The sequence below is a fragment of the Spirochaetia bacterium genome, assembly GCA_022482625.1.
GTDB lineage: Bacteria > Spirochaetota > Spirochaetia > Sphaerochaetales > Sphaerochaetaceae > Pleomorphochaeta.
Map to the genome: position 1 here is coordinate 552,613 of JAKVOU010000001.1, position 12,744 is coordinate 565,356.

The following is a 12,744-nucleotide window of genomic DNA, read 5'->3' on the forward strand; positions in this document are numbered from 1 at the left end:
CCTACTCCAACCTGATCCTTGGATCGATCAAGCGATAGACGACATCAACTGCAAAATTACACACGATGACGATGAAGGAAAGATAAAGGACAAGGGCCTGGAGCAAAGGCAAGTCCCGGCTGGTAATGCTGGAAGTAAGCAACTTGCCTATTCCTGGCAGTGAAAAGACATTTTCAATGATGATGCTTCCCCCCAGCACATCGGCAACCAGCATGCCGAATATCGTTACCACAGGAACAAGGGAATTTCTCAGCACATGCAGATACAGGATACGGGATTCGCCGGCACCTTCCGAACGTACCGTACGTACATAGTCCTTTTTCTGCTGTTCCAAGATACTTGAACTGAGGTATTGGGACAGGACGGATGCACAGCCGATTGCCAGGGACAGCGAAGGAAGAAATATGGAAGCAAACCAACGCGAATGGGACTGGGAAAACCTGACATACCCCATGGAAGGAAAAAGAGGAATCCTGACAGCAAGCAGGGAAATGAGAAGGATACCTACAAGGAAAGCAGGTACAGAAAGTCCCATCTGGGACAAGAAGGTAAGTACCATTCCTTTGCCATGCGATTTCCGGCTGGCCAAAAGGACACCAAGCGGAATGCCGATGAGGACCGACAAGCCAAGGCCAAGCAAGCCTATGGACAGTGAAACAGAAAATGCATTCCAGATCAAAGAACTTATAGGGAGCCCATAACGGTAGCTTGTACCGAAATCCCCTTTCGCTGCAGCCTTCAACCACTTGAAAAATCGCAACGCGGTATTGCCGTCAAGCCCCATGCTCTGGTGGAGCTGCGCAACCTGTGCAGGATCGGCATCAGGGCCAAGCATGACCAAGGCCGGGTCTCCCGGCAATATCTGAAATACAAGGAAAGTAATCAAGGCAACCAATATGATTGTCAGAAGCGTACTTGTAAGCTTTCGTAGCACATAGCGCATGGGCAGCCCTCATCTGCTGGCATGGTACAGCAATTCATGAAAACGGAAAAGGCCCGTCCTATTCGAAGTAAAGCGAAGCAAAATCATAGTAACCTGCGAAATAGAACTTATATCCCTTCAGGTTTTTCCTTACCGCCACGGTCATCTCAGGATCACAGATCCAAATTGCCGCAGCATCTTTTGTCGCAAGCTGCTGTGCCTGCTTCAGCAAAGAGACATATTTCGTCTGGTCTGTAGCAACTGATGCCTGCTTCAGCAAGGCATCATAAGCATCGTCTGTATAATTGAAGAAATTTTTCTTGTAGCCTGAGGTGTAGCGGAACATGACTGCATAAGGGTCAACCTTTCCCGTAAGTCCGATGACAGTCGCCTGGTAGTTCCTGTCCGTGTAGACATTCTGAAGCCATGTACCCCATTCAACGCTGTCAATGGTGACATCAATGCCGAGCTTTGCCAATTGGCTGACCAATATCTGGGCAGTATCAACATGCTGGAAGTAGTTTGCAGGAACGGTAAGCGTCATCCTGAAACCATCAGGATAACCGGCCTGGGTCAGCAACGCCCGTGCTTTTGCAAGATCATGGGGATAAGACTCTGCCAATTCCGTATTGCAGTATGCATCCATGGCGGGGCTGACATTGGTATACATCGGTACTGCCTTGCTTGAAAAGACCCCGTCAATGATTTCTTTCCGATCAATACCATAGTAGATGGCTTGTCTTACCCGTGGATCATCAAACGGTTTGCGCTTGTTGTTGAGTGCAATGAGATCAGCCATGTTCATCGGATCCGCTTCCAGGACAAAATCCTGCTGCAACGGAGCAAAGAGGTCTGCCGAGACAAGGCCGAAATCAAGCTGTCCGGACTGGAATGCAGAAACCATGGCCGCTGAATCCGTCATGATATATACCTCGACACGGGCTATTGCAGGCTCTTTGCCCCAATAGGAATCATTCCGTACGAGATCTACCTGCTGACCGGGGACATAAGCTTTGAAACGATACGGCCCGGTACCTATCGGAGCCGTGGCATTTTCCGTGTAACCGGCTTTCACGATCGGCTGGATGGCAAGTGGCAGAAACGTCGACGAAGGATGGTCCAGGGTAACCTTCACCGTATAGGGATCGGGAGCAGAAATGGCACTGATGATTGAAAACTCATCCAACAGCCTGCTGTTTCCATCCAGACCTGCATACCTATCATAGGTATAGAGCACATCCTTGCTTGTAAAAGGAGTACCATCATGGAACGTGACATCCTTCCGCAGATTGAACGTATAGGTCAATCCATCAGGGCTTACCGTATAGGATGTAGCAAGGCTAGGCTGCAGGCTACCATCGGTATCAAAGGTCAGAAGTCCTTCATAGATATTTTTCAGCAATGACAACGTATCAAAGGCGGCAGCTTTGAAAGGATCAAGAGAATCAATGTCACTGGTCATGCACATCCGTACGACATCCCTCTTCACAGGAGCCTGTGCTTCTTCACTTTTCCCAGAAGCAACAGCCAGCGGAAGCGCAAGCAACAGACTCAGCAGCAATGTCAGTATTTTCTTCATGATAATCTCCTTGGCTAAATCAGTCTAACGATACAGTCTCATCCAGATTGTTTCAACAGCACGTACTCTTGTTTTTTCTTCTGATTCTGTTGACACTTTTCGTCGGCTGTGCTAACTTCACTCAAGTGATACGAAAGGGCGGATAGCTCAGTGGGAGAGCGGTTGCCTTACACGCAACTGGTCGGGGGTTCAAATCCCTCTCCGCTCATAGAAAAAGCAGGTCTTCAGAGACCTGCCTTTTTTTATCTTCCTGCCACTGCGAAAGGGCTATGCCGCCCTTTGCAACAGAAAAGATACTTCTATTTCGATGTATTTGAATTATTGTCTTTCAACAGCACATCATGTGCCCCACCCTCTACGATTGAAGTTGCTGAGACAAGTGTCAGCTTTGCCTGTTTCTGCAACTGGGAAATAGTCAGGCAACCACAGTTGCACATCGTACTTCTGACTTTGCTCAACGTCATCTCAACATTGTCTTTCAGGGCACCTGCATAGGGAACATAGGAATCGACACCTTCTACAAAAGAAAGTTTCCTGTCTCCACCCAAATCATAGCGCTGCCAGTTCCGGGCCCTTGCACTTCCTTCTCCCCAGTACTCTTTCATGTAACTTCCGTTTACATTGACCTTCTGGGTAGGACTTTCATCGAAGCGGGCAAAATAACGACCCAACATGACGAAATCAGCTCCCATAGCCAAAGCCAAAGTGAGATGGTAATCATGGACGATACCACCATCAGAACAAATAGGCACATAGGTACCGGTCTGCTCAAAATAATCGTCCCTTGCCTTGGAGACTTCAATCATTGCCGTAGCCTGGCCTCTTCCGATACCCTTTGTTTCCCTTGTAATGCAGATGGAACCGCCTCCTATGCCTACCTTGACGAAATCAGCACCGGCTTTTACCAAAAACAGGAAACCTTCGCGGTCAACCACATTTCCGGCTCCGACCTTTACTGAATCCCCATATTTTCCACGGATCCAGGCCAGGGTATCGGCCTGCCATTGGGAGTATCCTTCGGATGAATCGATGCATAGCACATCAGCTCCCGCGTCGACCAGAGCCGGTACCCGCTCTTCATAGTCACGGGTATTGATACCTGCACCTACGACATATCGCTTATGGCAGTCAAGCAATTCATTCGGATTATCCTTATGGCTATCATAATCCTTGCGGAATACAAAATAACAGAGCTTCCCGTCCGCATCGACGACCGGTAGGGAATTGAGCTTGTTATCCCAGAGCATGTCATTGGCCTGGGACAAGGTTATGCCATCCTCCGCAAAGATCAGTTTTTCCTTAGGAGTCATGAATGTCCTGACCTTGGTGTCAAGGGACATCCGGCTCAGCCGCCAGTCTCTGCTCGTCACGACACCCATCAAAAGGCCGTTGGGACTACCGTCATCAGTAACAGCTATGGTAGAGTGACCGAGACGTTTCTTCAATTCGACGACATCTGCAAGCGTCTGGTCCGGCATGATATTTGAATCAGATGGTACAAATCCTGCCTTGAAGGCCTTGACTGCACGGATCATAGCAGCTTCGTCTTCGATTGACTGTGACCCGTAGATAAAGGAACAGCCACCTTCCCTGGCCAAGGCCTCGCCCATCCTTACACCGCTGACAGACTGCATGATGGCACTTACCAAGGGAATATTAAGGGTCAATCCAGGTTGTTCACCTTTCCTGTATTTGACCAACGGAGTCTTCAGTGAAACATTGCGGGGAATACACTGTTCGCTTGAATAACCAGGAATCAGCAGGTACTCACTGAAGGTATGTGAGGGAGTATCATAGTAGTATGCCATAGAGGCCTCCTGTCTTTTTGACAAAGTATGATGAAGGAAAAAAGAGGTTGGTTCAATACAAGACACGCTTCTTTTCAACAATTTTGCAACAGCTTAGCACTACTATGCAACAAAAGTACAGCCATCCAGGGAATTTTCCCAGGATGGCTGAGCAACACAATCTGCAGAAAGCAAAATTACAAGGATTCACATCCTGCCATAAAGGAAAATCTTCTCACGAAGATCGGAGAGTACAGGAGTAAGGTCAGCTTCCGGCATCAGCTGCCAAGCCCAATTGTGTCCCCCGCAGGTTGCCGGAGTATTCATCCTCGCTTCATCTCCCAATCCAAGGATATCCTGCAAGGGGAAAATTGCATATCTGGCATGGCTTTGCATGACAGCCTTGACCATACCGGCACACACATCCTGCTTTGTACATCCAAGATAACTGCACACCTGTTTCTTTTCCTTCTCCTTCAAGTCTTCAAACCAGCCTTTCACCGTCTGGTTATCATGCGTTCCCGTATAGGCGACACATCGTTCCCCATAGTTATGGGGCAGGAAAGTGTCATAGGGATGCAGTTTTCCTCCGGCATCAAAGGTAAAGCCGAACTGGGCTATCCGCATCCCAGGAAAGCCATTGCTGTCCCTGAGGGCTTCGACGTCAGGCGTGATCACACCAAGGTCTTCTGCAAAAATCCTTATCGCCGGGAATCTTTCCTTCACCTTGCAGAAGAAATCCATACCGGGGGCTTTTTCCCATGTGCCGATTTCAGCAGTAGGATTTCCATACGGCACACTCCAATAGGCCTGAAATCCCCTGAAATGATCAATCCTGATGATATCAGTCAGTTCCTGAAGCCGTTTCAGACGCTGCAACCACCACTCGTAACCGTTTTCTTGCATGACCTTCCAATCATAGACAGGATTTCCCCACAGTTGCCCGGTTACGCTGAAATAATCAGGAGGCACACCTGAGACAAAGGAATAGCGCCCTGCCTCATCGGTTTTGAACAATTCGATATGGCTCCATGAATCCACGCTGTCAGGAGCAACAAAGATAGGGATGTCACCGACGATGCTGATACCAAGAGAATTGGCCGTTTCCTTCAGACGGTGCCATTGTACGTCAAAGAAAAACTGGAGCACTTTCCAGACTTCAATCATCTTTGCCTGTTCCTTACGGACAGCTGCAAGAGTTTTGCTATTCCTTCTACCCAAGGCTTCCGGCCATATCGAATGCCATCGTGCATCTCCAAAACGCTCATACAGGACCATGAAAAGCGCATAGTCATCAAGCCAATAGCTGTTGTCGGCACAGAATGCTTCATAGGCCCCTTTATCAGCAGCACCATAGAGAAAACGTTCAGCTGCCCGTTTCAGCAACCCGATCTTCCAAGGCATGACCATATCATAGGCTACCCGTCCCCATGGAAAAGGAGGCCTGTCAGTGACAAGCTCTGAAGCTAACAGCAATCCCTGGTCCTTCAGGTCATCAAGGGACAGCAGCAATTCATTGCCAGCAAATGAAGATCTGGCTGCATATGGGCTGTTTCCATAACCTGTCGGTCCCAATGGCAGGACCTGCCAGATACGTATGCCGTCTTCAGCCAGCAGGCGTATGAACTTTCTGCACCCAGGTCCGATATCCCCGATGCCATAGGGAGTAAAAAGAGAAGTAGGATGCAGCAGTATGCCGCAGAACCTTCTGTTTTTGGTATCCATTACGACTCCTTTCTCAAAACATGTAACATAGCCGAAACCATATCTGGATCACTCAACCTTTCACGGCTCCTGCAATGACACCTTCGATGATGAACTTCTGCGAAAAGAAGTAAAAGAAAATCACCGGAATCATAGCAAGGATCAGCATGGCCATCATTGCCCCCATGTCCACTGAACCGTAACCTCCGCGAAGATATTGAATTGCAATAGGAATGGTCTTGTAATCGGTACCGATCGTAAGGTAAGGAAGCAGGTAATCATTCCATACCCACATGGTATTGAGAATGGAAACGGTAATTGCCGTCGGCTTGAGCATGGGCAGCACGATTTGGAAAAAAGTCACTATCGGCGTAGCGCCGTCGATCATGGCAGCCTCTTCCAAGGCAAGGGGTACACTTTTTATGAACCCGCTGAACATGAAGGTCGAAAGCCCGGCACCGAATCCTACATACAGGACGATTATCCCTACAGGATTATCCAGATGCAGCATGTTCGCCGTTTTGCTCATGGTGAACATGACCATCTGGAACGGTACGATCATGGAAGTGACAAGCAACAGGTACATAACGGACGTAAACTTCGTCTTCACCCTCGTCAGATACCAACCAAGCATGCTGGTGACCAAATCAATGGCCAATACGGAAAAGACCGTGATGAACAGTGAGTATCTGAATGCGGAAAAGAAATCAATCTTCTCTACCCCGTTCACATAGTTCTTCATCCCTACGTAAGTCTTGGCCTGCGGCAAGGAAAAAGGACTGCTGGATATGAAGAACCTGCTCTTGAAAGAATTGATCAGTACAATGAAAATCGGAACCAGGAACAGGATGCAGATTATCAGAAGTACAAGGAACAGTATGGCTTCTACCGTCGGATTTCTTTTTTTTGACATCAGGCTTCAACCTCCCTGCTTCGTGTAAGCTTAAGCTGAGAGAAAGCAATGACAGCTACCAAGACAGTGAATACCAAAGCCTTGGCTTGTCCTACTCCTTCAAAGCCGCTCCTGCCGTAGAATGTATTGACAATATTCAAAGCCAGCATTTCAGTCTGCCTGCCTGGATCTCCTGCAGTCAAGGCAAGGTTCTGGTCAAAGAGCTTGAACCCATTCGTAACTGAAAGGAAAAGGCAGATGGTGAAAGTACTCATCATTGAAGGAATGATGACATCCTTCAGCGTAACCCATTTCCCGGCTCCGTCGATTTCAGCAGCTTCAAGGAGGTCACTGGATATGTTCTGTATCCCGGCAATATAAATGATCATATTATAACCGATGCTTTGCCAGTTCATGACGCAGACAAGGCCCCAGAATCCATATTTGGGATCAGTAACGATCGTCGCATTGTATTTGAGCAGGACACCGTTGATGATGACCTGCCAGATCCACCCGAGGACAATGCCACCGATCAGGTTGGGCATAAACAGGATGGTCCTGAAGACATTGGTCCCTTTTATCTTCCTGGTAAGCAGAAGTGCAAGCCCGAAAGCAAAGAAATTTACACTGACCGTACAGACAACGGCATATTTGACGGTAAACCAGAGAGAGTTCATGAAAGTATCATCGACAAACATCTTCCTGAAATTGTCAAGGCCTACGAAGTGAGCATCGGTTACTGTCGTAAATTTACAAAATGACAGTACGACTCCCATGATAAAAGGGATAAAAAAAGCCAGGCAAAAGCAAATCAGACCTGGCAAGGCAAACAAAGCAAAGTATTTCTGTAAGCTTTTCTGCATGTATACTCCTCCATGACATGTGCATGCCATCCTCAGTTGCCAGAGGACGGCATGCAAGATGAAAACTGATCTGAAGGCAATCAGTTGGTATGGGTAAGCTTGTATTCACTTGCCCAATCATTGACAGCCGTTTTCATGACCTGATCCCATGAAGCCTGTCCCTGTGCATAACTGAGCAAGGCTGCTCCAAAATCATTTTTCCAGTTCTCACTCGGAATAGCCTGGAAAGCCCATGGAACTGAAGTAAGACCAGGTTTGTTCATCCAGTTGACGATTTCCTTGCCAAGGGGATCTGCCGGAAGTTCATCCTTTGAGAATGAGTTGAACGGTGTAATGAAGCCCAAGGAACCGATGCAAAGCTGCTTGCCGGTCTTGGAGGAGAACAGCCAACTCAGGAATTTGTCCGAATTCTTCTGAGCCTGGGCAGAGACATGGCTGTTGATGCACAGATAGTTCTCCGTTCCGATGCACAGGCCACGTTTTTCTTCTCCTGGAATTCCCATGTATATAGGCATGAACCTGATATCATCATTTGCAACGGTGTTCCCATCAACACCAAGGATCTGGCTGGCTGCCCAGTTGCCGTTCTGTACCATGGCACATTGCCCGAGAGCAAATTCAGCCATGGAATCATCCACGGACTTTGAGCCAAGCAAACTGGCAGGAGTGCAACTGTTATTGATATACAGATCAAAGATCTGCTTCATCTGCGGCCCATATTTGAAGGTAATGGTCGGAGAAGCAAGTCCGGCAAGCACAGGATCGTCATATCCCTTCTTCTCGGCAAATTCATAGTAAAGCGGGATATTGACCAAATGGGTCTGCCATCTCCATTGGGTACCTGCTGCCATTGAAGTAGAAGCAAAGACACCCTTTATGCCAAGTTCAGCTTTATGGGCGGTCATATCCTCGACTACAGCTTTCAAAGTAACAAAATTGTTGATCTGATCGACACTTGAAACAGCCGTTTTTTTGTCAGGCAAGGCAAAATATGCCCTCATGATCTTATCATTATAAATGATGCCATAGCCTTCCACTGCATAGGGTACTGCGGCAATCTTGCCATCGGCAGTCAGAGCCATCGACTTGTCTGCTAGCAATTTATAGAAATCAGTGTCCTTGAGATCCATTGCATTGTCTTTGTCCGTTGCAAGTCCTACAGGACCGTTCGTCTGAAAAACAGTCGGAGGGACACTCTTTGCCATTTCACTCTTCAGAGTCTGAGCATAGGTACCTGAACCAGCAGTTACGACTTTCAAGTCGATACCGGTTTCCTTTTCAAAAGCAGGAATAACCTGATTTTCATAGACCTTCGTTATTTCTGATTTAAAATTCAAGAAATAGACTCCGTCAGAGGGTGTCTCCGACTGTCCGTTCGCCCACAGGCAACTTGACAGCAGCAACAGTCCGGCAGCAATGACAGTAAATGTTTTTCTCATCATCTTCTCCTTTGTATGTGTTGTTTTCAATTTCGTTGAAATACAAATTTTCAACTTCCAGGACACATAGTAAATCGGTTTTCTAAATCGGTCAACCAGAATAAATCGTTCTGTACGACTTCATTGAAAAAAAACTCGGAATGTGCTATCCATAGGCGACGGCAACAGCTTCGTCGGTTGCCGGGAGGAAAAGAATGGCCTACCGTTACGAAACGCATCTGCATACGAATGTTGCCAGCGCCTGTGCAATATCTGCACCGGAAGAGTATATCCAGCCTTACCTTGATGCAGGATTTGCAGGTATCATTGTCACCGATCACTTCTTCAATGGAAACTCATCAATAGACAAGACGTTGCCATGGAAAGCGCGTGTCGAAGCATTCTGCAGCAGTTATGAAAAGACAAAGGAAGCCGGTTCAAAACTTGGACTTGACGTCTTTTTCGGCTGGGAACATTGTTTTGGCAATGATGAGTACCTGGTCTATGGCTTGGACAAGGCATGGTTGGAAAACCATCCGCAGATCATGGGCTTTTCACATGAGCAATTGTTTTCAGAAGTCCAGGCAGCAGGAGGAGCCATGGTACAGGCCCATCCCTTCAGGACACGGGACTATATAAGTTCAATTGAACTTTACCCTTATGCCGTACATGGGGTGGAAGTGGCCAATGCTGGAAATATGGAAGAAAACGACAGACGGGCATTCAGGTATGCACAGACCTATCATCTTCCTATGACCGCAGGTACTGACATCCATGATGTAAGGGGAAAATCAAATTTTTACGGGGTTGTCTCCGACAGACGCTGGAAAAGTATCAAGGACTATGTACAGGCCCTTCGGCAAGGAAAACAATTGGGCTTGCTCACTGACCGCATGGATCTTGAAGGTCCTGTCGACTCCATCCTTTCCTTACCTGTCAACCTACATGCTTAGATTCACTCTATATTTCCTTGACAGTAATCCTTTTTTTTGAAATGATTATCAGGCGGAAATAGATTCTCACGTCATGCTTTGTCCGCGTTCCTGCTCCGTCCATACCTATGGCGCAGCTGCTATGGGGACGTTCCGTGCCAGCCGATCAGGAATTTTTCCGTGGCTTGTCAGATCAGTTTCTCGATCCAAAAAACAAGGAGTAAGGCAACAGCAAGTAACAATGAACCAAAACAAAAAAAGAATTACCATCAACGATATTGCGCAGGAATGTGGCGTATCAAAGACTTCTGTTTCCTTTGCTTTCAACGATCCGGGCAGACTCAGTGTCCAGACGCGGGAAAATATATTGAAAACGGCTGAGCGCCTAGGATATTTTCCCGATCCCTTGGCTCGTAACCTCTCTCTTCGCAAACACAATTCAATTGGATTTCTCCTCCCTCAGGATATAGGTTCGACATTAGGGAACCCTTATATTTCCCTTGTAATCCAAGGAATAGCTACAGTCTGCCAACAAAAGGGACATACCCTTACCATTATTCCTCCTTTTCATTCCAGTGCATTGGATGCTGTAAAACTGGCTGCCGTTGATGGACTCATCGCCCTTGGCATGGATGTTGACCCTGGAGTCACCGATTTCCTGAACAAAAGGAAAGTACCTTTCGTAACGATTGATGGCAAAGCTGCGCCGAACCTTCCTTCGGTCAATATCGATGACAGGCTTGCAGCTTTTCAAATCATGAAAGAAGTCCTGGACAAGGGACACAGACGACTTGCCATCGTCAGTCTCACCGAAGACCTGTTTACGGCCGCTGATGCAGAAAATCCTTTGACTGCTCCCTACCTCAGAAGACAGGGATATGAAGAAGCTTTGAAGCAATATGGCCTGGACCTTGCTACCCCTGACGTTTCCGTCCTTGTCTGTGAATGCACCTTCCAGGACGGAAGGGACCTTGTCAGCAAACTGCTTGGACTAAGACAGAAGATTACCGCAGTCATTGCAATGAGTGACATCGTTGCCCTGGGCATACTCTATGGTCTGAAGGAACAGGGCATCCAAGTCCCATCCCAGCTTTCCGTCGTCGGATTTGATGATATTCCTGAGGCTGCACTGAGTTATCCGAAGCTTACCACAGTCAGCCAGCCGGGTATTGAAAAGGGAAAACTCGCCGCTATGATGCTGTTCGATTACCTTGAAGGAAAATCGAGTGAAATAAAGCAGGCCTATATACCCTTCGAACTGGCTATGAGGGAATCCCTAGGACCGGTGGCAATCCAGAGCCGCTGATATCTTCCTTATGTCATATCATTAGCCCTCTTCTTCTGAAAGTGTCCGTTTTTTACCCATCACAGGCAAATTGTTTATCAGGAACAGGACTTCTGCAATATGAATGTTCAAAGGTTTCTGATAGGATAAGCCAGATGGATTTGAGGGAGTGGCATATGTATTCTGACTTATATAAAAAAGCACAGGAACTGTATGGACAAGGAATCTTCGGACTCTATGACATGGGATCGGTCATGGCCGTGAGAATTCCACATGATGGCGATATCCATTACTGTGTCATCGAAGATTCTTCAATTTTCATTTATGAAGGTGCCAGAGGTTTTGAAAGCTGGGTAGACCTGCTTGACCAGGATGATGAGACAGGCGACCTTGCTGCACTTGAAAAGGAATACATGAGGTACGGCTACTCGATTGATTTCATTCCGAATGATGAGGCTACGGCAAAACAGATGGAAGAAGCAGCAGATACAGGTATTTTGCCAGCTGACATATTCCCGACTTTCAACAAACATCTGGAACTATGCATGCCGTTGCAACTTTCCTTCACAGAAAAGACTGCAAGACTTATAGCTACCGTCCTCGATGCCTTTGCCTATGCAGTACAGAACAAGCTATGCATTGACTGCGACGAGGATCAGCTGAAATGTCTGACACCGTCCGGTGGAAGCTTTTCGGTCTCTTCCATTCAGATTCCCGAAGAGTTCAACAGATTTCCCAGTCCAAGGCTCCAGGGAAAATCACAAAACCTTTTTCTCCATGCAAAGAAGCTGAAAAGTACTGACTGGGATCTGCACATGTTCATCATTCCTGATGCAAACATCTATGCTGAAAAACTTGGCATACGCAAATTCCCCATAGCCTATGTACTGATTGAGGAAGGAGACGCCACTGTACTCTGCAGCGGTTTCGTCATTGACTTTTCCAACGACTATCATAAGATCCTTGATGATGTCCTTCACCAGATTGAGCAACGGGGCCTGCCCTCTTCCTTGAACGTAACAAGCGACAGGGCATACTGCTTGTTTTCTGAGCTCTGCGACCAACTGGACATCGAACTTTCCCAATACTCTACACTGGATGATGCCTTTGAGCTGGAAGATCAGTTCCTTGATGATTTCAACAAAGGTAGCTACCGCTTCCCTGATCAGCTTTCTTAGGACTGAAACAAGATAAAAGCAATTGAATCTGCATCGGTGTTGTCCTGATTCAGTCAGTTTCCGACGAAATCTTGCTTCCAGCATAGGAAATTTTCTGATAAGCAAACAGGAGTATATTTTCCCTAATATTTCAAAAACAAAGCAGACTGAGGAAAAATATATGACTGTAAATCATGGCAGACAG

General features: G+C 47.1%; 10 protein-coding genes and 1 tRNA gene. 4 read left to right on the forward strand and 7 right to left on the reverse strand.

The genetic code is table 11. The annotated features are described in order from the left end of the window. Position 1 precedes the first annotated feature (1 nt). Together LKE40_02505 and LKE40_02510 are read right to left on the reverse strand one after the other, a co-directional pair. Positions 2-943 (reverse strand): ABC transporter permease, encoded by a 942-nt coding sequence (locus LKE40_02505; GenBank protein MCH3916351.1) that lies wholly within the window; start codon positions 941-943, stop codon positions 2-4. Positions 944-1,001: 58 nt separating this feature from the next. Then, entirely contained in the window at positions 1,002-2,501 is a 1,500-nt protein-coding gene (locus tag LKE40_02510) for an ABC transporter substrate-binding protein (GenBank protein ID MCH3916352.1), read from the reverse strand. Between the two features lie 136 nt (positions 2,502-2,637). On the opposite strand from LKE40_02510, the gene LKE40_02515 reads away from it, so the two are divergent. Then, positions 2,638-2,709, forward strand: a tRNA-Val gene (locus LKE40_02515). A 91-nt stretch (positions 2,710-2,800) separates the two neighbouring features. On the opposite strand, the gene LKE40_02520 is transcribed toward LKE40_02515, so the two are convergent. The 5 genes from LKE40_02520 to LKE40_02540 all read right to left on the reverse strand — a co-directional run bounded on the left by LKE40_02520 (position 2,801) and on the right by LKE40_02540 (position 9,186). Further along, positions 2,801-4,309, reverse strand: coding sequence for an IMP dehydrogenase (locus tag LKE40_02520; protein ID MCH3916353.1), 1,509 nt, complete (start codon positions 4,307-4,309; stop codon positions 2,801-2,803). Positions 4,310-4,495: 186 nt separating this feature from the next. Beyond that, a complete protein-coding gene (malQ, locus tag LKE40_02525) occupies positions 4,496-6,013 on the reverse strand; it encodes a 4-alpha-glucanotransferase (protein ID MCH3916354.1) in 1,518 nt (505 codons plus the stop codon). Positions 6,014-6,065: 52 nt separating this feature from the next. Then, positions 6,066-6,905 (reverse strand): carbohydrate ABC transporter permease, encoded by an 840-nt coding sequence (locus tag LKE40_02530; protein ID MCH3916355.1) that lies wholly within the window; start codon positions 6,903-6,905, stop codon positions 6,066-6,068. After that, positions 6,905-7,747 carry a sugar ABC transporter permease gene (locus tag LKE40_02535; GenBank protein MCH3916356.1) on the reverse strand — a complete coding sequence of 281 codons (843 nt, stop codon included), beginning with the start codon at positions 7,745-7,747 and terminating at the stop codon, positions 6,905-6,907. Before LKE40_02535 ends, LKE40_02530 begins: the two co-directional genes overlap by 1 nt. Positions 7,748-7,827: 80 nt before the next feature. Further along, complete coding sequence (locus LKE40_02540) at positions 7,828-9,186, reverse strand: ABC transporter substrate-binding protein (GenBank protein MCH3916357.1); 1,359 nt, start codon at positions 9,184-9,186, stop codon at positions 7,828-7,830. Positions 9,187-9,380: 194 nt separating this feature from the next. Here LKE40_02540 and LKE40_02545 point away from each other — a divergent pair, with 194 nt between their 5' ends. The 3 genes from LKE40_02545 to LKE40_02555 all read left to right on the forward strand — a co-directional run bounded on the left by LKE40_02545 (position 9,381) and on the right by LKE40_02555 (position 12,560). Next, positions 9,381-10,118, forward strand: coding sequence for a PHP domain-containing protein (locus LKE40_02545; protein ID MCH3916358.1), 738 nt, complete (start codon positions 9,381-9,383; stop codon positions 10,116-10,118). Positions 10,119-10,338: 220 nt separating this feature from the next. Beyond that, the gene (locus tag LKE40_02550; GenBank protein MCH3916359.1) at positions 10,339-11,403 is read left to right on the forward strand and encodes a LacI family transcriptional regulator; all 1,065 of its coding nucleotides are present in this window, start codon (positions 10,339-10,341) and stop codon (positions 11,401-11,403) included. A 155-nt stretch (positions 11,404-11,558) separates the two neighbouring features. Further along, positions 11,559-12,560 carry a hypothetical protein gene (locus LKE40_02555; GenBank protein ID MCH3916360.1) on the forward strand — a complete coding sequence of 334 codons (1,002 nt, stop codon included), beginning with the start codon at positions 11,559-11,561 and terminating at the stop codon, positions 12,558-12,560. Positions 12,561-12,744: the final 184 nt, after the last annotated feature.